This is a genomic window from Chitinophaga alhagiae, assembly GCF_003568665.1.
Lineage (GTDB): Bacteria > Bacteroidota > Bacteroidia > Chitinophagales > Chitinophagaceae > Chitinophaga > Chitinophaga alhagiae.
Genome location: NZ_QXMH01000002.1, coordinates 881,361 through 905,234, shown reverse-complemented (window position 1 = coordinate 905,234; position 23,874 = coordinate 881,361). Strand labels below are relative to the sequence as shown.

Sequence of the window (23,874 nt, the reverse complement as noted above, 5' to 3'; positions counted from 1 at the left end):
TTGGTTTGATGTTAGACAATTGAAACAATGGCTTCCCCCACGGAAAAAATTGTTTCATTCCCATGTTTTGACATTACGGGGGAGTGTGGCTGCACTTCCCTTTTTTCATGATGGCTGGAAGACCGGCTAACCCGGCATGGCAGTTTGTCTGAGTGGTTCCATATGCGGTATTTGGTTGATCATTGCGTAATAAAAACAGTATCTCCTTTCAGTTCATACGTGAAATCAGCGGTCAGCTGGAGGGCCTTGAGCGCCCGGGTAATATCTTCGTTCCTGAATTCTCCTGAAAAACGGTTCTCGTTAAGAGCGGCATCGCGGATCACAATGCGGCGGTTGTACCAGCGTTCCATCACCCTGGCCAGCTCCGTGAACGACTGGTCTTTGAACTGCAGGCGTTCCTTGCGCCACATGGACTCTCCCACTTCATTGTCTTCCGCCCCGTTGCTGGCCGGTTGCAGGCTGGCGGTGAAAGCGCCCCAGTCCTCTCCTTCTCCAGTGCTGGCGGCCGTTTTCCGGGTAAGCAGCAGCTTTTCGCCGGGCGCCAGCACCTGCCGCCGTTCCGGCCCCCCGCGGAGGTTGACGGCCACTTTTCCTTCCACCAGCGTGGTTTCCAGGGCGCCGTCTTCCCGGTAGGCCTTCAGGTTGAAGGCGGTGCCCAGCACCTGGACCTGTATATCATCCGTGCGTACCAGGAAGGGGTGTTGGGCGTTGGCGGCCACTTCAAAATACGCCTCACCGCGCAGGTATACCTCCCGGCCGCCCTGCTCCATATGGCGCGGGTACTCCAGCCGGCTGCTCACATTGAGCCATACGCGCGTACTGTCTGGCAGCATTATTTGCGTGCGCTGCCCCGGCGCGGTAACCGCCAGCACCATTGGCGCGGGCCGCAACAGCCACCAGGCCGCCCCGGCAACCAGCAGCACGGCGGCCGCGGCTTTCCACCAGCGGGCATAGAGGCGGCGCACGGGCGGCGCTTCAGGCCGCAGGCCCCCTTCGTCCCGCCATTCCCCTTCTTCACGCAACTGCTCCACCAGCCCATGGTACACGGCCTGCAGGCCGGCTTCCATTGTTGGCCGGGCAGGCTCCCGCAGCGGCCCGTACCGGTGATACCAGCCTTCCACAGCCTCTCTTTCTTCTTCCGTACATTCGTTCCGCAGGTATTTTTCCAATAGCTGCAGCAGTTGTTGATCGCTCATAACGGTGTGTATATACTTGTAAGACACGGAACAGCTTCCCTACCCTACCCCCTCCCGCCGGTTTTTTCCGGTATCCCGATTTTTCTGCTATTTTTACTACTGATGACGGCCTATTCCACATTAACCGACCAGGAACTGACCAAGCTGCTCGCCGGGAACGATAACAAAGCCTTTGAAACGCTGTACCAGCGGCATGCAGAGGCACTCTACCTGTTCGCGTACCGCAAGCTGCCCGTTCCTCATGTAGTGGAAGACCTGCTGCAGGACGTATTCGCCAACATTTACCGCAACCGCGCCAGCCTTTCCGGCATCGGCAATTTCAGGGCCTATCTTTTTACCGCCCTCCGCTACCGCCTGCTGAACGAGCTGCGCAACTCCCTCCTGCACGCCCAGCACCGCGAGCAGCTGCCAACGGAAACAACGGCAGAAGCGCCCCTGCGCTATGATCTCCATCAACTGGAAAAGGCCTTCAACGCCGCACTGGAAAAATTCACGGAACGCAGCCGGGAAATTTTCCTGCTCTCCCGCCGCGATCATCTTTCTTATAAAGAAATAGCAGACCGCCTGGGCATTTCCGTAAAAGCCGTGGAGAAACACATGAGCCGCTCGCTGCACGCGCTCCGGCATGAGCTGAAAGATTACGGCCTTACCGGCGCGGGCTGCGTGGCGCTGGCCCAGTACCTGCTGCGGTAAGGCATATGCCACCAAACACCGCCCGCCATGCTGCAGCATGGTACAACACTAAAACGAACAGCAACGCAAACAATATATGCTGATGAAAAAATACGCAACGTTCCTCGCGGCACTTTTGATCACACCGCTTTTATCCTTTTGCCAGGAAAGTTTCAGGATCACCCACGGCCCCTACCTTCAGGCGTTAGGAGAAACAGGCGTGAACATCGTATTCACCACCAATAAAAAAGCCATCAGCTGGGTAGAGCTGGCGCCGGCAGACAACTCTCATTTCTACGCGCAGGAACGCCGGAAATATTTTGCGGCAACGGACGGCATCAAAACGGAATCTACGCTGCACAACGTGCGTATTGGCGGGTTAAGCCCCGCCACTACTTACCGGTACAGGGTTTACGCGCAGGAAGTGGCCAGCCATGAAAGCTACGTGGTAAAATACGGCAGCATAGACGCCGGCCAGGTTTTCAGGGCAACGCTGCCCACGTTCACCACCCACAACAGCAAGGCAGACCGGGTGAACTTTGTCGTGATCAACGACATGCACCAGCGGAACGAAGTGATCCGGAAACTGCTGGGCCAGGTAGACTGGAAAAACAACCAGCTTGTTTTCTTTAATGGCGATATGCAGAACAACTCCCGGAACGAAGAACAGATCTTCACCTCCTTCATGGACACGGCAGACAGCATCTTTGCAGACCGCATACCCATGTACTACGCCCGCGGCAACCACGAAACGCGCGGCGAGTTTGCCAGCCGTTTCTCCAACTACTTTCCCACGGAAACCGGCCGGCTGTATTACCTGCTCCGCACCGGCCCCGTTTGTTTTATAGTGTTGGATACGGGAGAAGATAAACCTGACTCCGATATAGAATACAGCGGCATAGCAGACTTTGACGAATACCGCACGCAGCAGGCGGCCTGGCTTGCAGAAGCCCTGCAACGCCCTGAATATAAAAACGCCCCGTACAAGGTGGTGGTAGCGCACATTCCGCCTTTCGGCGGCTGGCACGGGGAAAAAGAAGTGGCAGAAAAATTTGTGCCGCTGCTGAATGCCGCGGGGGCGCAGATCATGCTCTGCGGCCATTTGCACCGGAACGTAAAAAGGGCGCCGGAAGCCAATGCATGGAACTTCCCCATTCTCGTCAATTCCAACATGTCCATCATCAAAGCAAAAGCAGACGCCGCGCGGCTGCAGATAGAAGTGTTTGACCTGGAAGGAAAAAAAATTGACGCGGTGACCATACAGCCTGGAAAATAAAAATGTGATGATGGCCCAGGAGATAGCAGACAGTACAGCAAAAAGACTGAAAGAAGTAGCTTATTCCAGCCTGAAGCTGGGATGCATCGGCTTTGGCGGCATTGCCGGCATGGTGGCCACCATTGAGAACGAAATGGTGGTGAGGCGCAAATGGATAGACCACCAGCATTTCATGGACGTGCTCAGCACGTCTTACATCATACCCGGGCCCAACGCCGTGGAAATTGTGATGCATTGCGGAAAAGAACGGGGCGGCCGGCCGGGCCTGATCGTAGCGGGCATTTGTTACATTTTGCCGGCCATGCTGATATGCCTGCTGTTCGGTTATTTCTACCGGCAATACAGTGCGTTGCCGGATGTGCAGGCCCTTATTTTCGGTATCCGCCCGGCTACCACCGCGCTGGTGATAGCTACGGTGATCCGGCTAAGCGGCCCCACGCTGAAACGCAGCAATACATTGATCGTGCTTTGTTTGCTGGTGTTTGCCGGGTCTCTTTACGGCCTCAATGAAGTGCTGCTGATCCTGGCCGCCGGCGCGCTGAATTATATGGTGTACGTTTCAAGAGACAAACTTTCTTTCTATACAGGCCTGCTCTTCTTGCCTTATGTTCAGCAAAACGCCAGCGGGTTTTCCAGCATAAAGCTGTTCTCCATTTTCCTGAAAATAGGCGCTGTGCTCTATGGCAGCGGATATGTGCTGTTCGCTTATATGGACGAGTCGCTGGTGCGGCATCACCACTGGCTCACCCGGCAGCAGTTGATGGACGCTATAGCCGTGGGGCAGATCACGCCCGGCCCCATCCTGTCCAGCGCAACATTTGCCGGGTACCTCATCAACGGCGTACCGGGAGGCGTGTTAGCCACCATCGGTATTTTTCTGCCGTCATTCTTCATTTCCTTCTTCCTGCATAAAATACTTTCTTCCGCGCGCAAAAGCCAGCGGCTGAGGATTTTCCTGGACGGTTTGAGCGCCGCCTCTGTTTCCGTGATCGCAGTGGTAGGCCTTCACCTGCTGACCGCCTCCGTGGAAACATGGCGGGGCGCAAGTATTCTGGCGGCCTGCCTTGCGTTGACGCTTTTTTCAAAAAAGATAAGCACGGTGTTCATCATCCTGGCGGGCAGCATCGGCGGCTTTTTGCTGCTCCGGCTGTAACGGGAACGGGACTGGAAATGCACTCCCGGAACAACCCTGAAACGGGACTGTTCCCATTTGTACCTTACCCCTCAAAACCCCGAAAACATACACTCCCCATGCACCATCCTGGGAGTATGGTGGGGGTATGGTGGGCGTAAGGTGGAAGCATCCTGCCTTGAACGTACCACCATCCATGCTTTTTCCCCGGCTGCGTGCAGGCTGGCGGAGCTGTTTCGCTTTTTGCCGCCATATCTGCCCGGAAAGCCGCTGGCCGCACGGCAGGGTTGTACCCCCAGGGCCGGGGCCAAAACGGCTTTCTAAAGCCCTGTATTGCGGCAAACAACGCTTTGGGGGCGTGGGCTGCTGACGGCGGGGCGGCCGGCGGAATGGGGCAATGGCTTGCGCTCACAGGCGGGCCTCTACCTCTCTGGTTACCGCAAACGCAAGCCCTGTAAGGATCTCATTCATTTTTCCCTGAATTGGCCGCCATGCGGCAAAAAAAAAATTTAAACCCGCTTTTCAGTCCCGTTTTTTGTTTTTCGGGCATACAGAGTGCATGGTTTTAAGGGTGGCAAAAAACGGCGGGGGAAAATCACCGTCCCGGAAACAGGACGGAAATTTTTTTGGCATAGTCCCGAAAACGGTACTTATTGTACACGGGCGCTACCCGGCATTTCACCTCTTTTGCCATGCTGCGGCGTCTTCTTCCCGTTCACCCGGTCATACCAGTCCCGCGTAAGCACTGCCGGTTCCGTATCCCCTGTTTCATGCCGCCAACGTTCCAGCGCCTGCCGCAGCTTTTCTTTTACAGCGGCGTACCGGGCATTGCCGGCCAGGTTCTTTGCCTGGTCTTTGTCATTGGCGAGCACATACAGTTCTTCCTCCTGCCGCGGCGCGGTAAAAATATCCTGCTGCAGCGGTGTCAGCCTTCCCTCTCCCCTGGCGGCCTGCAGCGCGGCAAAAGAAGGGCTGTTCACCGCGTCCAGCGGGCCCTGGTTGGCCAGCTGCGGGCGTTTGTTGAGGATGTACAAAAAATCTTTGGTGCGCACCGCCCGTTCATAGGCTTCATAGTCGTGCCAGTTATGTTCGGTGAATACGTATTCCCGGAAGGCTTGCCGCGGCTGCCGGAAGAGCGCGGTAAAACTTTTCCCCTGCATGGCGGCGGCAGCGGGCAAACCGGCCAACTCCAGCAGCGTGGGGGCAATATCTACGGCGCTGACAAGGGCATCACATTCACTTCCCTTGCTGATCTTTTCCGGCCACTGTACAATGAACGGCGTTCTGACGCCGGCATCATTGAGCCGCGTTTTGCTGCCGGGGAACGGGCGCCCGTTGTCTGCCATGAAGATGATCAGCGTATTGCCGGCAATGCCCTGGCGTTGCAGCTCCGCATGGAGCTGGCCGATGTAACGGTCCAGGCGCGCAATTTCATTGTAATACGCGGCAATATCTTTCCTTGTTTCTTTTGTATCTGCCAGCATGGGCGGCACTTGTACCGTGGCGGGGTCATGCGGGGGAAGGGAAGCGTCCGGCTGCCAGGCCCTGTGGGCGTCCAGCGCGGCAAACCAGCAAAAGAACGGTTTGTCTTTGGGCCGATGCTGCAAAACTTCCAGCCATTTCTCTTCTCCGCCTACCGCATTTTTGCCGTTGGCGGCCAGCAACGTATCATACGCGCGCCTGGTATGCGGCCCTTCGTGCCACTTGCCCGCATGGGCGGTATAGTAGCCGTTCTTTCTGAGCAGCTCCGGGAAAAAGGTCATCTGCGCGGGCAGCGGCGTGTGCAGCTCCGCGGCGCCGGTGCTGTGCGGGTAACGGCCGGTAATGATGCTGGTGCGGCTGGGGCTGCACGAACTGGAGGTGACGAACACGTTGTTGAATCTCAGGCCATTGGCGGCCATCTTGTCAAGGTGAGGGGTGCGGATGGCGGTGTTGCCATAACAGCCTATATCGTTCCAGCTTACATCGTCCGCAATGATGAGGATGATATTGGGCCTTGCCTGGGCGTGGCCGTTCAGGCGCCAGGTAACTGCAAGGGCGAATGCCGCTATAAAAAATGCCGGTTTCATGTGTGGAATAAGATACAAATAAATCATAACTTAACGGTATGCGAAGGTAATGCAGGCATACCGCCGGCGCGGCCAATGACGCTGCTCTTCTCCACAGGCATGTACCGGTCATCTTCACCGCGCTATTGATTCCGCCACCTAAACAGTTGTCATACATGGAACAGAAAACATACTGCGCAACGGTGATCTATCCGTACCATGAAACGGTCTCATTTGATGTTGAAGCATATAAAAGCGACCTGGCCCCGGCGTACGCACGCCTGCTGGGGCCTAATTGCGTTCAATATGAAGTGCGGAAAGGATGGATAGCCCCTGGCGCCAGCCACCCGCCGTTTACGTGTATTGCCAGCTTCTGGGTGCTTTCTCCGGAAGAGTTCTCAAAGGCGATGGCCGCCCCCGAAATGGGCGCGCTCATGGCCCGGATCACGGCGTTTACCACCATCACGCCTATCCGGCAGTTCGATGAAGTGGTGGGCAGCGCTTCCCTGGCCTGACATGCGGGGCATGCACAGGCGGGCATGGACTTCCGCTCAGCACCTGTAAGCGCTTTCTACCAGCCGCATGGTATGTATGCAATCTTCTACAGAATTGCCCGGCACGGCAACCTCCCCCTGCTGCGCTTTGATCAGCTCATGCATGGTGCCAATGAAAGCATGCGGGAACCAGGAGCCGTTAACAGGCAGGCGCCGCCATGTACCCTCCGCCTCATCCATTAAAATGTACTCAAACGCGTCTTCCGTTCCCTGCGGGTAATTCATGAGCAGGCCCAGCTTTATTTTCACGGCGCCCCGGGTGCCTTCTATCTTGATAAAGGCATCCTGCCGGTCAGGCCCGTACTCATGTACATGGTTGGTGGATATATGCACCCGCATAAAATCGCCATAGTCCATGATGATGTTCGACTTCACAGCCGCCAGCTCCTGCATGTTGGGGTGGCGGGCGCTTTTTGCAAAAATGCCCTGCGGTCCTCCCAGCAGGGCCCTGATAAGGTCTATGTAGTGAATGCTGTGATACAATATTTCCACTCTTTCCGCTCCTTTCAGAAAATCCCACAGGTGCCATGGCGTGTATACGTTCACGTAAACCTCCAGGTCACAGATATCGCCCAGCATGCCAGCCGCCATCATTTGCCGGGCCATTACGATGTACGGGGCGTACCGCAGCTGAAAGTTCACCCCGGCGATCATCTGCTTGTGCCTGCATAACGCCAGTATCTGCTCCGCCTGTTCCAGGTTCTCTCCCATGGGCTTTTGCATAAGCACAAAACTGCGGTCTGGCAGTTGAGACAATACGCTGTGCAGCCTGCTTCCCGGCACGGCAATGTCATACACGCCGCCAGCGGTATTGCCGGCCACCAGCTCCGGCAGGCTATGGTATACCCTGGGTATGTTGAACCGCGCCGCCACGCGTTCCGCCCGGGAAACGTCCAGGTCAAAAATGCCGGCCACGGCTATGCCGGCCAGCTGGTAGGCCGGCAGGTGCGCGCCTTCCACAATGCCGCCCGCTCCAATGATCATCACCGGCCGGTGCTCCCCGATGGCGGGTATCTCGAAACGGATATGTTCCAGGTCTGTCATGGTCATCATTTTCCTCCCAGGTAATTGCCGTACGTGATGGTGAGCACGGCCGTTATCAGCACCAGCAGCGCCAGCGCCAGCAAATATATAGTACGCCGCCGCGTGCCGGTCCATTCTTTCATCACAATACCCACCAGCGCGCTGATGAGCACCAGCATGATCATGTGTATGGCCCAGCTGGTGAATTTATAGGCGCCCATGCGGTTATGCCCCAGCCCGTAAAAAAAGAACTGCGTGTACCACAGCACGCCGGTGAGCACGGCCAGCGTGTAGTTCTTCCACAGCCACTTGCGTGCCGCCGGGTCTTCCGCGCCGTATTCATGCAGGGTTTTATGCCGGGCGTGCAGGTACAGGCAATACAGCCCCGTGGAGAGGAACGCGCCGGTATTGGAGAATATGTAGATCACATTGCCCTGCAAATGCCCTGCGCCGTATTTGGCCGCCACGTCCGCAATGGGCTGGCCCTGCGCCAGGGAAAAACCGTAAAGGGCGGAGAGAATGCCGGACAATATGCAAAGCGCAATACCGATGGAAAAAGAATAACCGCTACTTCCCTCCTGCCGCAGGCGGGCATGGTCACGCTCCTTCAGCCGCCCGGCCGCTCCGCAAAGGGCTATGCCAACGGCCCCCGCCAGCATGCCGGCCATGATCACATTGCCGCCGCTGCCGCTCAGGATGGCCAGGAGATCTCCTTGATACAGCGGCGGCAGCAGGGTGCCCAGCACGCAGGAAATGCCTACTGAAATGGCATACGTAAGGGAAAAACCCACGTACCGGATGGCCATGCCGAAGGCCGTGCCGCCTATGCCGTAGAACGCGCCCAGCACAAAAGCGCTTCTCATGGCGCTTGCCGGCGCTTCCCGCAATACCTGCCCCAGTTGCGGGATGGTAACGAGCGCCACCACCACCGGCAGCAGCAACCAGCAAATACCGGCCTGCATGAGCCAGTAGGTCTGCCATGACCATTTGCGGGTGCCCTTCTGAGGCGTATAACAAACAGACGCGGAAAATGCGCCGATAAAATGTAAAGAAACGCCAGCTATCAGCTCCAATGGTTATTCGTTTTAAATATTATAAAAACGGGCGGCATTGCCGTGGAACACTTTTTCCGCGTCCGCCCCGTTCAACCGGTCATTGATCACACCAGTATATATTTCCCAATGCCGGGCGTAGCTGCCGGCCAGTTTTGACACCGGCCAGTCCCCGCCCAGCAGGCAACGGTCTGCGCCAAACACGTTCAGCGCGTAACCGATGTACGGCGCAACATCGTCTGCCGTCCACGCCGCCGGGTTGCCGGAGGCGGTGCCCAGCCCGGAAATTTTCGCATATACGTTACCGTTACCCGCTATCTCGCGCATCAACGTACCCCAGGCGCCGAACCGCTGCTGGCCTTTGATGGGCGGCTGGTTCAGATGGTCCAGCACCAGCCGGAGGGCCGGTATTTTTTCCGATACGCGGATGGCGGCCTGCAGGTGCTGGTCATTGACGCCCACCACATCGTAAGGAATGTGATGCGCGGCCAGTATGCCGAGGCTTTCCAGCACGGTATCCTGCAACAGCCAGGCGGGATCCGCCTCATTGTGTATCAGGTGCCGCACGCCTTTGAAGTAAGGTTCCCGGAGAAACCTGCTTTCCAGCAAGCGGCCGGTTTCCGCGGGGTCTGTTAACGGCAGCCAGCCTACCACGCCGGCCATGCACGGGTGAGCGCGGGCCGCCTCCAGCATCAGTTCCGTATCTTTCACATGGTTGGCCGCCTGCACCAGTATGCCGGATGTTACGGGCGTGCCCTCCATTTCCGGCAGCAGCTCCTCCAGCCGGTACGTGCGGTTCAGGATGCTGGCGTCTCCCTCCAGCCACTGGTAGCGGGCCTTTTCAAGGTCCCATATATGAATGTGGGTGTCTGTGATGTTCTTTTTCACGATGTCTGTACTTGGTGTGTTAAACATGCTGCGGCCGCAGCGACTGCCGGTACAGGCCGTTCAGGCCGTTCAGCACCGCCGCTTCGCTCCCGCCGTGCTGCAGGTAATGCTGCACATGGTTTCCCGCATGGTCCTGGAAGTGGAGGTATCCGTTATAACGTGGCCGCACATACGCTCTTTGCAGGGCCGGCAACGTATGCCGGAAATACCCGCCGGTGAGGTGGTTGGCATCTTCACTCTCCCAGGCCAGCCGGTGGCCCGGCTGCCCGCCGTGCTCCATGTAGAGCGTGGCCTGCACTTCGGGAGATACCGCCCATTGCGCAAACTGCACAGCTTCCTGCCGGTGGGCGGAAAACGCGGATACCGCCAGCCCCGTTCCCCCTAATGTACTGCATAATTTATTCTCTCCCGCTTTTACCAGGTCCGCATATTGCAGACGGTGGCGGGCATATCCCCTGCGGGCATAGTTGGAGTAGCCGTAAGCAAAGGGGCAGTACCAAAAATCATCGCTGGCGGTCATGCGCTCCGCAACGGCTACGGGGTTGTATTGGAACATTTGCTTGTTCAGCCGGCTCCACAAGGTTTGCATCATTTGCAGCGCGGCGGTGCCGGTGGCCGTGTCTGTCACTTCATCTTCATTGGCAAAAGGCGCGCGGCCCTGTGCTAGGCAGAACATGTAAAAATTCATGAGGAGGTCTATGGGGATGCCCGGCGCCGCTACCCTGCCTTTTTCCGCCAGCCGTATCACCGCGTCCCAGTCTGCGGGCGGTTCCGCTCCGTGGCGTTCCATCAGGTCTTGCCGGTAGCTGGCCACGGGCGTGGCGGCGTCAATGGCCAGCGCCCACTGATGGCCGCCGTAATGATAGCTTTGGTGGGAAGGGCCTGCCGTATGCCGCGCCTGGTCCGCCAGGTAGGCGGCGGGCAGGTACTCGTCCAGCGGCAGTACGCACTGCGTGGCGGCAGCGCAGCCCGCCCAGGGGTGGTCTATGATCAGCAGGTCATAGTCATGCACCAGCTTTTCAATGGGATAGTCCGCAAACTCCTGCAGGGTCCGCTTTGTCCAGGTGACGCTCACCTCCGGGTGCAGTTCCTCGTAACGCTGGGCGCAGGCCACCAGCGGGGTATACCCGCGGCTGTGGCCCCATGTGATGCCTTTCAGCCTGATGGTATCTTTCATTTCTCCTGTTTTAATTGTGCCAATAAAATATGCTCGCACGCCATCACGCATTCTCCCCGCTGGTTGTATACTTCTACCAGCTCCGTTACCAGCCCGGCGCCGGGGCGTTTATAAGGCCGCTTCCCCTTGATGGTGACCTTTGAGCGGATGGTATCCCCGATGAACACCGGCTTCAGGAACCGCAGGCGGTCATACCCGTAGCTGAACGCCACTTCGTTGATCACGGTGGCCGTTAGGCCGATGGCGATGCTGAAAACAAGGGTGCCGTGGGCCATCCGCTGCCCGAAAGGCTGCGTTTTGCACCATTCCGCGTCCATATGATGCGGAAAGAAATCGCCGGTTTGCCCGGCGTGCATCACTATATCCGTTTCCGTAATGGTGCGCCCGGTGGTTTCGCGGCTTGCACCTTCCTGATAATCTTCAAAAAATATCTGCTGCATGGTAGTGATGGTTTGAAACTTCGGCGTGCAGCCATGTTGTGCTTCACGAACAGCTGCTTCCGGCTATGGCAATTACTGGCGGGCAGCGGCGCTATGCCTTGCGGAACAGTTCCGGGTTACGGTATTTCACCGTTTGCAAATGTTCGCAATACAATACCAGTTCCCCTTCGTTCTTGAACACCTCGTAGCTGGCCCGGTAGAGGCCCATCTGTTCGTATTTGGGCTGCTTGTCCAGATCGGTCTTGATGGTGTAGATGGTATCATTGATGAATACGGGTTTAATGAAGCGCAGCTTGTCATACCCATAGCTGAAGGCGTTCACGCAGTTGGTGGCCACCAGGCCCAGCCCGGCGCTGAACACAAACGCGCCGGCCACCAGCCTTTTGCCGAACAGGCCGCTTTCTTTTGCAAATATCTCGTCTGCCACATAGGGATGCATGTCCAGCACCAGCGCGTTGAACTGCATGCTTTCCCCTTCGCTGATGGTACGGCGGATGGAGCGGATGCGCCGCCCTATTTCGATATCTTCATAATACCAGTCTTCCGCGTTCCATACCGGTATGTCTTTGTGTTTGGACGGGTCGTTGTTCGGGTTCTTCATGGTGCGGTGTTGTTGATATTAACGGTTATCACATCTTTTTTGCGGGCAGCGGGCCAGGTCTTGATGCGGGCGTACCGGCCGTTCTTCCACACGGCTTCCACCTGCGTATGACCCGGGGCATGCAGCCGGAAAGAAGCGTTCCAGTTCGCGGGCCATGCGGGCAGCAGGTAAATATCATTGCCTTCCGCCTGCATCAGCATGGTCTGGATGGCGTTGATGAAATTGGAGGCATGGTCCTGGTCTGGCGTATAGTCATAATTAGGCCCCCAGAATGCCGGGAAACGGAAACGCTTGTCAAACGCCAGGCCGTTGTGTTTGATCACTTTCACGGCGGAGTCCGTAAGGCCCAGCAGGGCCGCCTGTATGCCGGTCTGGTGCCAGCCCTGGTAAGTTCTGTGCTTGTCGTTGAAAGTATGTACGGCGGTGGACAGATCTTCCTTGCCCACCCCGTATATCCTGAACGGGAATACGGGATACATTTCGGGGTATTCCACATTGATGATATTTTTGTACGCGGCTACCGGCAGTATCAGTTGCCTGCCGTTCTTTTCCGCCATGGGCAATGCGGGCGTGGCCGCTTCCAGCCGCTTGCAAAGGGCCAGCAATGCGGTGTCCGTTGTGAGCTGCATCACCCTGGGTATCACAAACCGGAGGCCTGCAATATCCGGCGTGGGGTTTTCCGCTTCTATGTATGTTTCCAGTGATTGCGCGGGGGCTATGTGCAGTTTGCCGTTAGCGTCACGGGGGTAGTGCTGGTCATAGTAGATGAGCACTTCCCTGATGAACGGCAGCGTCTTTTCTTCCAGCATTTGCCGGTTGCCGGTGTAGCTGCAATAATCCAGCAGGTAATTGCCCATTTCCAGCCCGGCAATGATCAGGTCTTTGATGTAGGGGTTGGTGGAAATACCGGGTTGCAGGCCTGCTCTGTTCCAGCCTATATCGTTGCCGCGCCATGCGCCCCAGAAATGGATGGTCTCCACAAACCGGGCGCCATCCAGGCCATAGAATTTCCGCGCCCGCTTTTTGGCCACTTCCAGGTCTTTCAGGTAAAAATCGATGAAGGGCTGAATGAGGTCAAAATCTCCCGAGGCCAGCATGGGGTAATACATCAGCCGGGTGTTCTGCCACCAGAAGGCGCCGCCCCAGAGGCGGGCATCCGCAGAGCGGCCGCTGATCCTTCCAATTTTATCGTGGTAAGTATCCAGCACCAGCGTGGAGCCGTTGAATTTAATGGGCAGCTCGCCCCGGCCGGCCAAAGCGTTCACATACCTTTGCAGCACGTAACCCCGGTTCAGCAGGGCCAGCGTATCGTTCAAGGCCGGGTCCGCCGCGCTGAAATAAACATAGCTGCGGCCCCAGTAACCGCGCCACCATTTTTTATGCGCGGCCAGCATGGCCTTGTGCTTCAGCCCGTTCAGCTCTTCCGCCAGCTGCCGGAGGCTGCTAACGTATTGCTCCGCCGTTTCCGTTTGCCGGGTGAGCAAAGTGGTGTTGATGGTAAAATTTTTTGCGGGCGCGGCAGACAAAAGCGTTGTATCGTTCAGCGCCGCCAGCCCCGGCCCTTTCACCAGGGCGCCAAACGTTCTGTTCTTCAGCGAGTTGGCAATGCCTTCTCCCAGCAGGCCGTTGGCTTTCATCATTTCGTTCCAGAACAGTTCGTTTTTGTTGCGGTGGTACCAGATCATGGCATCACTCAGCCCTTTTACGGTTTCGTCTGCCTCTACGTACGGCACAAAGGGGATGCCCTTGTTACCATACTCATTGATATATTCTTCTTTTTCCAGGTTGCGGGATTCCCTGCGCCAGATATTGGTGGTCACTTTTACTTTCACCGGCGTGCGGGATGTTCCCCATACCACTATCTGCGGATGGTTGGCATCTACGCGCACCTGCAGCTCCGCTGTGTTGCTTTTGATCCTGAACAGGCCTTCGTTCAGCAGCAGTTCTTCCGTGTAGCCGGCAGCGTTGCTGAAAATGTTCGGCTCAAATTCAATGGTCAGCTTGCCTATTTTCAGGATATCGTCCATAGCGTCCCTGCTGCCGTTAGACCCGATGTAGCATTGCAGCTTCCCTTCGGCATCCGTCCAGGCCTGGCAGGATATTTCCCCATTGCCCAGCGGCATGGAACTCCAGGAGTTTTTTCCCGGCTCAAAAAATTTCAGGTTAAAATCAGACACCTGCTGCGCGGCCGTCACAAGAGGGGCCATGCAGCAGATCGCTATCAACATGTATCTTTTCATCTTGTCTATAAATTAAATTCCCTTGCAATACGCTCGTTATCTTCTCCCAGCAGCGGCGCGCCTTTTTCAGACGTGAGCAGTTGCCCGTTCACCCTTACCGGGCAGCGGGTGGTCTTGATCTTTTTACCGCCGGAGGTGACCCATTGTTCCATTTCCAGCAAGCGGTAACCTTCATGCCGCTCCAGGTCATGGTAGGTGCTGACATCGGCACACCATACATCTGCCGGTTCCAGCACGGCCAGCCACTCCTGTGTGCTTTTCTGCAAAAGCACCTCTTTTAAAATACGTTTTATTTCGTCTCTTCTCGTAAACCAGTCTCCCGGTTGCGTGTACCGGCACAGCGCTTCCGCGCCAAGCAGCTCTCCCAGCCGGGGTACCGGCGCCATGGCAATGGCCAGGTACCCGTCTGCCGTGCGGTAGATGCCATACGGCGCCGCAATGTAAGCGTGGGCGCCATTTACGGCGCTTCTTTCGGGCAGTTGATGCCCGTCGTTCAGGTAACAGGTGAGCACTTCAAACTGGAAATCCAGCAGGCTTTCCAGCATGCTGACCTGTACCAGGGCGCCCCGGCCGGACTGGTAACGCTGCAGCAGGGCGGCCAGTACGCCCTGGCCGAGGTGCGTACCGGCAATGATATCCGCCGCGGCCACTCCCATTGGCACGGGCGGATGCTCCTGGCTGCCTGTTAAATACGTGAGGCCTGATACGGCCTGCAGTAAAAGATCTTGCCCGGGCAGGTCTTTCCAGATGCCTTCCTGCCCGTACCCGCTGATCTCGCCGTAAATGATGGCGCTGTTGATCTCTTTCACGCGTTCGTAGTTGAGCCCTATCCGTTCCATCACGCCGGGCCGGAAGTTATGCAGCATCACGTCTGCCCTGGCTACCAGTTTCCTGACCGCCTCCAGGGAGGCTTCCTCTTTCAGGTCTGCCGTGTAGCTTTCCTTGTTGCGGTTAATGGCGTGGAAGATGGTAGACTCGCCGCCATCCAGCTTCACGTCAGACACGTACAGCATACGGCAAATGTCTCCCGTTCCGGGTTTTTCTATCTTGATGACCCTGGCGCCCATGTCTGCCAGCCGGAGGCTGGCGCTGGGGCCTGAAAGGAACTGGCTAAAATCCAGCACTAATACGTCTTCCAAAAGATTGCTCATACCTTAGCCCAAAGAAATTTTAATGTCTTCGTTGTTCTCCCCTACCGCGGGCGCCCGCCGGCCGGATTTGATGACGGCCCCGTTGATGCGTACGGGGCAGCGTGTGGTGGTGAAGCGCCGGTTTTTGTCCAGCACAATTTCCTGTTCCATGTCAAGCACGGTGTAACCGGCGGATTGCCGCATCTGCTCCCAGTTCAACACCGGCATGATCCAGAGGTCAAGCGCTTCCGCGCGCTGCAGCCAGTAATGGCTTGTTTGCGTCAGCAGGTGCGCGGCAATCACACGTTTGATCTCGTCCCTTTTAGAAAAAGCGTCTTCTTCCGGGTAAGCCTCCAGGGCCGGGCATTGCAGCGCCCTGTTCAGCGCCTGCAACGGCATCATGGCCACGGCTATATAACCGCCGGCCGTCTGGTACACGCCATACGGCGCGCTCAACAGCGCATTGGCGTTGTTAAAGCGGGCCCGCTCGGGGGCCCGCCTGCTCTGGAAATAGGTAGTAAAGAACTCGAACTGAAAATCGATGAGAGACTCCATCAGGCTGAGCTGCAACAGGGTACCGCGGCCCGTTTTCCTTACCTTGATAAGGGCCGCTATAATGAACTGCACTGCCTGGTTGCCACACAGGTAATCCCCGATGCCCAGGCCCAGCGGCACCGGCGCTTCTCCACCACTGCCGGTGGTATAGGCCAGCCCGGAAAGCGACTGCACCAGCAGGTCTTGCCCCGGCTTGTTCTTCCACGGGCCGGCCTCTCCATAGCCGGATATCCGGGTATACACAATGGATGGACGGATCTCTTTTACCGCTTCATAGCCAAGGCCTTTTCTTTCCATAACGCCCGGCCGGAAGTTGTGTATGATCACATCCGCTCTGGCGATCAGTTTCCTGAGCCATTGCATGTCTTCCTCGTTGTTCAGGTCTGCCGCAAAACTTTCCTTATTCCTGTTTATGGTGTGAAACAATAAAGAACTGTTGTCTACCCACAAATTCTTGATGGCCAGCTTTCTGCCGGCTTCTCCTTTTTCGGGATGCTCTATCTTGATCACCCGCGCGCCCAGGTCTGCCAGGCGGAGCCCCGCGCAGGGGCCTGACAGGTACTGGCTGAACTCTAATACAATGATGCCATCTAACGGTAACGCCATATCCAAACTCGTACTTTTATAGTAAAACGCTTATGGTTCCAGTGTAATGGTCTCTCCCGGCTGTGTGTCTATCTCTACCAGCGCCGTTTCAATATTGCGGCTGCTGCCGTTCTGATAGATCTTTCCCTTTGCGCCCCAGGGGGAATGTATGCGCAGCCTGCCACCTTTTTCTGCGTAAACAGATGCTTTCACCGCGCCGTTCTTCACGGAAGCGCTCACCAGGAAAGCACCTACGGCCCGCAGCTGGCGGAACTCGGCATCCTGCCGCAGGTCCCAGTTGGGGAACAGCCTGATCTCCCCGTTGTAGCTCTGCATAAGGCATTCATTGATCACCACCGGCAGGGCAAAGTTCTCGAACCAGATGCCCATGTCTCCCATGTAATCATACCGGGTATGGTCACTGTAACGGCCATGCACCTGCATCACCTTGTCCATAGCGGTACCGTTGGGCAGCTGGGAATATTTCACCTGCCGCTTGAACCGGTCTATGTCCAGCAAGCCGATGCGGGCAGCCTGGAGGTTGATGAACACCAGGTCGTTGCCGCCTTCGTTCTGCTGGTTATAGTAGGTGTTCTTCAATAGCTGAAAGGTGGCGCTGTCTGAATGAAGCCCGGCATCTTCCCCGGGAAACACGTTCATCAGCGGGGAGGGTACGTTGTACACCACCTTGTCATGCTCCCCGGGAACGGACACCAGCACCTTGCCGTATTGTTCAGACACGGCGGTGGGGTACTCCGGGTAATGGGCCAGGATGTCTTTCACATCGCTGAGCAGCGGCCCGTCTGTGGCCTCCGTTTTCAGCGTGGCCACCATTTCTTCAAATGCCTTGAACACAAATTTGGTGAGGGTCAGGTCTACATTGCAGTCATAGTTGTATTTGAAGCCCGGCCGCAGCGCATACAGCTCCGGCGGTATGGTGGGGAAGATGTGGTACTTGTCATCCTGCCAGCGCGGGCCGCCGCGGGCCTCGGGCCGTTTCATGTACGCCACCAGAAATTCCACGGCTTCCCTGATAGGCGTATACGCCCTGTCTTTCAGGTACGTGGTATCCGCGGAGTAAAGATAGTGCCACCACAGGCCCTGCACAGACCACGGCGTTTCGCATATCTCCCAGCCCCAGTGCGGCACCGGGTAGGGGTTCATGGTCATGTCTACCGGGTAGGCGGAGTGCGGGAAATACGCGCCCGGCAGGTTGTAGTATTCTTTGGCCCAGCGCCTGCTCACGTCCATCAGGAACTCTATCAGGTTCACGTAGGGCAGGTTCTTTTCCAGGTGGTTGCTGGAAAAGGTCATCCAGAAAGGCTGCTGGGTGTTGTAGTTCATGTGATAGTCCCCATGCCAGGCGGTGCCTATTTTGTTGAAGCTCCAGTTGGCGAAAAGCCCCGGGGTGGTAGCGCCGTCTTTGGCGGCGCAATTGAAGAAATACAGGTTGCGGTACCATGTTTCTTCCAGGAAGCTGTCACTCAGCCGTACGCCTGATTTTTCCCAATAGGCCTTCCACACGCTGTCTGACGCCGCTCTTGCGCTGGCAAAGAGGCCGGGCGCCGGTTGGGCGGCAACGGGCCGGGCGCTCACCGCGGTATCCATCCCTTCTTCCAGGGATACGCTGGCCACAAAACCGCTGCCCTGCTCAAACGCCGCCTCCAGCGCTTTCATATCTTCCGGGTTACCGTCCCAGTTAATGCGGGAGGTTTTCTTCAGGGGAACGTTGGCGGCGGCCGTTAACCGGAGCGCTTTGTCTTTGGGATGGCCTTTGCTGGTATCATATACCTTCGGCTCCTGGTAAGGCAGCACCTGCCGGAAAGAAAGCGTGCCTTCGGGCAGCAGCTCCGTACTGGTGTATTTCGGGAACTCCGCCGGGGTGGAAGGGTCCTGCATGACCCGCATCCGGTTAAAGATGTTGGGCACTTCGTTGCCCTGCTCGTCTACCAGTTGCATCCACAACTTGTCTTCCTGCATGTCTGTGAACAGCTGCAGCTTGATCTTTTCCTTTTTGCTGTTCAGCAGGTATACCTCGCACAAGCCGTTGGAAATATCCAGGGAGTGGCCCAGCAGCTCCGCCTCCCGCCTGTCAAACCCCAGCAGCACGGAGCCGCAGGGGAACGGGCGCGGATAAGGCTGCCGGTAGTTCTCCGCCGCCATGGCACTATATTTTTTGTACCACGGGTCATCCGTCAGCACTTTCAGTGTATCCGGTATCTGGCTGACCTTGTTGAAAACATAGTTGAACGTACCGATCTCTTTTTTGTATTTCTCGGCTATGCGGATGTCCCACACGTTGTTATGCCCGAAGTAGATCATGATGCCGTCCGGCCGGGTGGTAACCACCGCTCCCAGCCCGCCGTTGCCCAGCAGGGCGCCTTCAAAAAAGTCCACGGCCGGCTGATCGTACCGCAGCGTATGTTTTTTGGCCTGTTCAAACGAAGAGAACGTTACTTTTTCCCGGCTGGTGTTGCACGCCGTTCCATATGCTCCGAGTATGACCAGTAAAATAAATTTCCTCATTACAAATTTTTAAGGTGAACAAGCGCCTGCCTAGTAGTTAGGGTTCTGCTCCAGTTGATCATTGGTATCCATTTCGCTTTGCGGGAAGGGGAACAGGTAGTGTTTGGCGGGATTGAACTGCCTGCGCACGCCGCCGGGATCTACCAGTGTGGGTACGTAGGTTTCCGCGGTCTTCCAGCGTTTGATATCAAAATAGCGCTTGCCTTCCAGCGCCAGCTCCACCCTTCTCTCGTGCCGGATGCGTTCCCGCATCTGTTCTTTTGACAGGCCTGTGGGAATATCCGGCATCTCTACGCCCGGCCTGGAACGTACAGTGTTGATGGCGCTGTACACGGAGGCGTCTGGCCCGCTGTGCTCATTCTTTGCTTCAGCATACATCAGCAGCACTTCCGCATACCGCAGCAACACCCAGTCCTGCTCGCTGCGCGTGTTATAGTCTACGGGCAGGGCATCCCAGTTGAGCCCCTTCACCGGCATGTAACCGGTGCCGGAGGGCGCGTTGTAGTTGAAGCCCATTTCCACGCCGGCGGAGTTGAATACCTTGTCCTCAAACCCCTTGATGGTCATCAGCAGCCGCGGGTCCCGGTTCTCGCGCCAGTTGGCGGGGTTGTACCGCGGCGAGGTGGTGATGGGCTGCCCGTCCGTACATTCATAATCGTTCACCAGCTCTCCGCGCGGGTTGATGGTGCCATGCCAGGCAAACTGGATGTCTGGCCCCTGCACGGCCCTGTCAGGGTTGAGGTACCGGGCAGACATCATGATCTCCGGGTTGTTGTTCTGGCCGGTAGCCAGGAAGAGCGTTCTGTAGTTGTTGAAAATGCTGAACACGCCATCCTGTATCACCTGGTTGGCGGCCTGCGCCGCTTCTTCCCAACGTTCATTATGCAGCAGCACCTTTGCCTTCAGCGCCAATGCGGAGCCTTTCACCGCATGCCCGTTGTAGGGCACGTTGGGCAACTGGCCAATGGCGGTCTCCAGATCTGTCAGTATCTGCGCCACCACCTCTGCCTTGGGCGTTTTGGCCACTTTGGCCTCATTGATGGTGACCAGCTTTGTATAGAAGGGCACCGCGCCGTAAAATTCCGTGAGGGTAAAATAGAACATGGCCCGCAGGAAGAGCACTTCGCTTTTGTACCTGTTCTTGACATCGTCAGAAACGGGAGACCGGTCTACATTGTCAAGAAAGAAGTTGCAGGAGCTGATGCCCTGGTAACACTCGCTGTACACGGAGCTGACTATGCTGCCGGAGTTCGGCTCTATCATGCCCTGCGCCAGCGGGATAACGGCGTTGCCCTGGTTGGTGCAGAGGTCTCCGCCCATTACGTCCCAGAACATGGCGTTATGATTGAAAGTAGAAGAGAGCACGCGCGCATACACGCCCGCCAGCGCCATGTCTACTTCTTCCTGGTTCTTCCAGAAGGTGGAGCTGGCCAGCTGGTCAAGCGGCTCCTTGTCAAGAAAGCCGGTGCAGGACGCGGCGCCTGTCAGCAGCATGCTTATTGTAAAGACTTTTATGTACGTTTTCATATCAATATTCAGTTGCTTGATCAAAGTGTTGCTTTTACGCCCACGGCATACGTGGTAACCTGCGGGTATACGCTGAAACGGCAGCCCGCGCATGACCTTTCCGGATCTGCGCCGGGGTAGTCTGTGATGGTGATCAGGTTGTCTCCTGACAGGTACAGCCGGAGGCCGCTGAGGCCAATGTTGCGCACGGCCCGGCCGTTAAAGGTGTAGCCGATGGCCAGGTTCTTCAGGCGCACGTAAGAAGCGTCCAGCAGCCAGTAAGTAGACGCGGTGCCGGTATTGGGCCGGTACTGCGACTGGTAGATGGCCGGCGTGGTATTGGACGGGTTGGTGGGCGTCCACATGTTCTTGAGAAAGTCCAGCGTTGGCGGAGAGCCTTGCGTGTACGGTGTATACCCCCAGCCCATGTGCGGGCCGCCGATGTAATGTTTTACGCCTTCCACGCCCTGGAAAAAGGCAGACAGGTCAAACCCTTTCCAGCTGAGGTTGATGCTGCCCCCGTAAAAGAATTTGGCGTACGCGCCATCCGTTACCACACGGTCGTCTGAATTGATCACCCCGTCCCCGTTCACGTCTTTGTACTTCAGGTCTCCCGGCTGCGGGTTGTACTGGTGCTCCGCTGATTTCTCAATTTCATCCTGGCTCTGGAAAATGCCGTCCCACGGTATCAGGTAAAAGGAGTTGAAGGGCAGCCCTTCCTTGATGATACGGTCTCCGTAAGTGGGGCTCACCACTTCCATCACCTTGTTTTTGAACGTGGAGAAATTAACGTTCACGTTATAGCTCACCTCTCCTATCTTGTGTTGGTGCCCTATCTCAAATTCCCAGCCACGGTTCCTCATTTTCCCGTAGTTCACGGTGGGAGCAGACAGCCCTACGCTGGCGGGCACGGGTATCTGGTACAGGATATCGTCTGTTACTTTATCGAACCAGTCTGCCGTGAAGGTGAGCAGCCCGTTCTTCATGCTGAAATCTATACCAAAGTCTGTAGCGGTAGTGGTTTCCCAGCGGAGCGAACGGTCTCTCAACGCGGTGAGCTGTACGCCGGGCTCCAGTTCGTCAAAAGGGTACGAGGTGGTAGACAGCATGTCCTGGTACGGGTACAGCCCTATGTTCTGGTTGCCCAGCTTGCCCCAGGAGGCCCGCAGCTTCAGGTTGTCTATCCATGCCACGGGCTGCAGGAAACTTTCCTGAGAGATGCGCCATGCGCCGGATACAGAAGGGAAAAAGCCCCACCGGGTTTCCGGCGCAATGCGGGAGGTACCGTCGTACCGGGCATTGGCTTCCAGCAAATACCGGTCTTTATAATTGTACATCAAACGCCCGAAGAACGAACGGATGGCCCATTCGTTGGCGGTGCCGCCGGTAGATTGGCCCAGCGCGGCGCCGGCGTTCAGCTCTGATATAGTGGCGGTAGGAAAGGTAAGCCTGGAGCCGCTCAGCTCCCGGTAGTAGTTAGACTCCTGGTTGTAGCCGGCCAATACGTCCAGCTCATGGTCTCCCATCTTTTTCTTGTAGTTGAGTGTGGAATACAGCGTGGTTTCCAGCGTTTGCGTCATGAGGTCACGCACGCCCTGCTGCCATACGGCATTGTTGTGCGCAAATTCCGCGTTGTCATAGTAATAGTTGTTCACGGGGCTTTCATGCCGCTTGTTGAAATCGCTGTTGAAACCAATGGCGCCCTTGGTGTACCACTTCAGGTCTTTGGTAAGGCTGACGTCTGCATACAGCTGAGGCCGTACGCTGTACATGTTGATCTTCCGGGAACCGCTGGCGGTAATGGCATCGGGGTTTCTCACCGTCCACTCCGCTATGCTGTTGCTGTAGCGGGCCACATAGCCGATGCTGCCGTCCGGCAATACCATGGTAGGCCGGTAGTTGGGGCCTGAATAGGCGCTCATTACAAAATCATTGTCACCAAAGTTCTCCTGCACAATATCCCGCTTGCTCAACTGGATGTTGCCGCCAATGGTGATCCAGTCTCGCACGCGGGTATCTACCGCCATGAGGAGGTTGTATTTTTTGAAGCCGTAGATGCTCATGATACCGTCCTGGTCAAGGTAACCCAGGCCCAGGTTGAAGCTGGTCTTGTCGTTGCCGCCGCTCACGCTCAGGTGGTGGTTGTGCGCAAAGCCGGTGCGGAAAATATGGTCTACCCAGTCAAAGTTGGGGTATTTGACGGGGTCATTGCCGTTCCTGAAATCGTCTATGGTCTGCTGGCTGAAGTAAGGCGTAATGCCGCTGCGTTCATTGGCCTGGTTCCAGTACATCATGTAATCCGCGGAGTTGGTGAGCAGCTTGGGCAGGCGGGTGGCTTGCTGTGCCTGCACGTTGCCGTGGTACTGGATGGTCAGTTCCCTGGCCTTCCCTCTTTTGGTGGTGACCAGTATAACGCCGTTGGCGGCGCGCGCGCCGTAAATAGCGGCGGAGGCCGCGTCTTTTAGTACGGATACGGACTCAATATCATCCGGGTTGAGGCTGGTCATGTCTCCCCGCACACCGTCTATCAGCACCAGGGGGTCACTGCCGGCGCCGCTGAAGGTACCCACGCCCCGGATGCGCAGCTCTGCATTGTCCGCGCCCGGCTTGCCCGAGCCTTGTGTTACCTGCAGGCCGCTCACCTTGCCCTGCAGCAGGTTCTGCACGTTGGTGGCGGGGCGCTTGATCAGCTCCGCGGCGCCAATGTGCGCCACCGAGCCGGTGAGGTTCACCTTCTTTTGTGTACCGTACCCTACTACCACCACCTGTTTCATTTCGGACACGTCCGTTGCCAGCACCACTGTATACGTGCTGGCGGCGCCTACCGTGATCCTGCCCGTTACGAACCCTACGGCGCTGATCTCTATCACATCGTTCTCTTCCGCGTTAATATTGAATTTACCTGATTCGTTGGTTTGTGTGCCGCCCGGCTTTCCGGCAATTCTCACCGTTGCCCCGAAAACAGGTTGCCCCTCCTGGTCGTTCACGGTGCCGGACACGCTTTTGACATATGGGAGGGCATAGGTTTCACCGGCAAAAATGTTCTGGCAGATCAATACTGCCGCGAGTAGCAAAAGAATGCAGGCGCCGGAACGGGATGGGAAGAATAGCCGCCGGACCATCTTCCTTCCGGGATGTGGTGCTTTGAATACAAGCATACCTTTTTATTTTAGAAGTTCAGATAATAGTTGATAAAATTCCAGACAAACATACCCAAACCGGCAGGTAGCGGGGTTGTGGATTTTATTAAGTTTGTAAAGTATTTTGACATGG

General features: G+C 56.7%; 18 protein-coding genes. 4 read left to right on the top strand and 14 right to left on the bottom strand.

Annotated elements, in window-relative coordinates:
• Positions 1-179 precede the first annotated feature (179 nt).
• Positions 180-1,196 carry a FecR family protein gene (locus D3A97_RS14550; RefSeq protein WP_119079204.1) on the bottom strand — a complete coding sequence of 339 codons (1,017 nt, stop codon included), beginning with the start codon at positions 1,194-1,196 and terminating at the stop codon, positions 180-182.
• 102 nt (positions 1,197-1,298) lie between these two features.
• Here D3A97_RS14550 and D3A97_RS14545 point away from each other — a divergent pair, with 102 nt between their 5' ends.
• The 3 genes from D3A97_RS14545 (at position 1,299) to chrA (ending at position 4,297) form a co-directional block, all read left to right on the top strand.
• Entirely contained in the window at positions 1,299-1,889 is a 591-nt protein-coding gene (locus D3A97_RS14545; protein WP_119079203.1) for an RNA polymerase sigma factor, read from the top strand.
• 82 nt (positions 1,890-1,971) lie between these two features.
• Positions 1,972-3,144, top strand: coding sequence for a purple acid phosphatase family protein (locus tag D3A97_RS14540; RefSeq protein ID WP_119079579.1), 1,173 nt, complete (start codon positions 1,972-1,974; stop codon positions 3,142-3,144).
• A gap of 7 nt (positions 3,145-3,151) precedes the next feature.
• Positions 3,152-4,297 carry a chromate efflux transporter gene (gene chrA, locus D3A97_RS14535; protein WP_119079202.1) on the top strand — a complete coding sequence of 382 codons (1,146 nt, stop codon included), beginning with the start codon at positions 3,152-3,154 and terminating at the stop codon, positions 4,295-4,297.
• A gap of 629 nt (positions 4,298-4,926) precedes the next feature.
• On the opposite strand, the gene D3A97_RS14525 is transcribed toward chrA, so the two are convergent.
• Positions 4,927-6,345: a sulfatase family protein gene (locus tag D3A97_RS14525; RefSeq protein ID WP_119079200.1), complete on the bottom strand. Its 1,419-nt coding sequence runs from the start codon at positions 6,343-6,345 to the stop codon at positions 4,927-4,929.
• 155 nt (positions 6,346-6,500) lie between these two features.
• Here D3A97_RS14525 and D3A97_RS14520 point away from each other — a divergent pair, with 155 nt between their 5' ends.
• Entirely contained in the window at positions 6,501-6,839 is a 339-nt protein-coding gene (locus D3A97_RS14520; RefSeq protein WP_119079199.1) for an EthD family reductase, read from the top strand.
• 36 nt (positions 6,840-6,875) lie between these two features.
• Here the strand turns inward: D3A97_RS14520 and D3A97_RS14515 are convergent, their stop codons facing one another.
• From D3A97_RS14515 to D3A97_RS14460, 12 genes are all read right to left on the bottom strand, one after another.
• Positions 6,876-7,922, bottom strand: a complete 1,047-nt coding sequence (locus tag D3A97_RS14515; RefSeq protein WP_119079578.1) for a Gfo/Idh/MocA family protein — start codon at positions 7,920-7,922, stop codon at positions 6,876-6,878.
• 5 nt (positions 7,923-7,927) lie between these two features.
• On the bottom strand, positions 7,928-8,974 hold the full coding sequence (locus D3A97_RS14510; protein ID WP_119079198.1) for an L-rhamnose/proton symporter RhaT: 1,047 nt from the start codon (positions 8,972-8,974) through the stop codon (positions 7,928-7,930).
• A 12-nt stretch (positions 8,975-8,986) separates the two neighbouring features.
• The gene (locus D3A97_RS14505) at positions 8,987-9,868 is read right to left on the bottom strand and encodes an amidohydrolase family protein (protein ID WP_119079197.1); all 882 of its coding nucleotides are present in this window, start codon (positions 9,866-9,868) and stop codon (positions 8,987-8,989) included.
• Positions 9,861-11,018, bottom strand: a complete 1,158-nt coding sequence (locus D3A97_RS14500; protein ID WP_119079196.1) for an extracellular solute-binding protein — start codon at positions 11,016-11,018, stop codon at positions 9,861-9,863. Before D3A97_RS14500 ends, D3A97_RS14505 begins: the two co-directional genes overlap by 8 nt.
• Entirely contained in the window at positions 11,015-11,458 is a 444-nt protein-coding gene (locus D3A97_RS14495; protein WP_119079195.1) for a MaoC/PaaZ C-terminal domain-containing protein, read from the bottom strand. Before D3A97_RS14495 ends, D3A97_RS14500 begins: the two co-directional genes overlap by 4 nt.
• Positions 11,459-11,549: 91 nt before the next feature.
• Entirely contained in the window at positions 11,550-12,059 is a 510-nt protein-coding gene (locus D3A97_RS14490) for a MaoC family dehydratase (RefSeq protein WP_119079194.1), read from the bottom strand.
• Positions 12,056-14,299 carry a DUF5703 domain-containing protein gene (locus D3A97_RS14485; RefSeq protein ID WP_119079193.1) on the bottom strand — a complete coding sequence of 748 codons (2,244 nt, stop codon included), beginning with the start codon at positions 14,297-14,299 and terminating at the stop codon, positions 12,056-12,058. The genes D3A97_RS14490 and D3A97_RS14485 overlap by 4 nt, the downstream gene beginning before the upstream one ends.
• A 5-nt stretch (positions 14,300-14,304) precedes the next feature.
• On the bottom strand, positions 14,305-15,450 hold the full coding sequence (locus D3A97_RS14480; RefSeq protein WP_119079192.1) for a CaiB/BaiF CoA transferase family protein: 1,146 nt from the start codon (positions 15,448-15,450) through the stop codon (positions 14,305-14,307).
• 3 nt (positions 15,451-15,453) lie between these two features.
• Complete coding sequence (locus tag D3A97_RS14475; RefSeq protein ID WP_119079191.1) at positions 15,454-16,590, bottom strand: CaiB/BaiF CoA transferase family protein; 1,137 nt, start codon at positions 16,588-16,590, stop codon at positions 15,454-15,456.
• 30 nt (positions 16,591-16,620) lie between these two features.
• Positions 16,621-19,095, bottom strand: a complete 2,475-nt coding sequence (locus D3A97_RS14470) for a glycosyl hydrolase family 95 catalytic domain-containing protein (RefSeq protein ID WP_119079190.1) — start codon at positions 19,093-19,095, stop codon at positions 16,621-16,623.
• A gap of 30 nt (positions 19,096-19,125) precedes the next feature.
• A complete protein-coding gene (locus tag D3A97_RS14465) occupies positions 19,126-20,622 on the bottom strand; it encodes a RagB/SusD family nutrient uptake outer membrane protein (RefSeq protein ID WP_198674001.1) in 1,497 nt (498 codons plus the stop codon).
• Positions 20,623-20,642: 20 nt separating this feature from the next.
• Positions 20,643-23,759 carry a SusC/RagA family TonB-linked outer membrane protein gene (locus tag D3A97_RS14460; protein ID WP_119079188.1) on the bottom strand — a complete coding sequence of 1,039 codons (3,117 nt, stop codon included), beginning with the start codon at positions 23,757-23,759 and terminating at the stop codon, positions 20,643-20,645.
• Between the last annotated feature and the right edge of the window lie 115 nt (positions 23,760-23,874).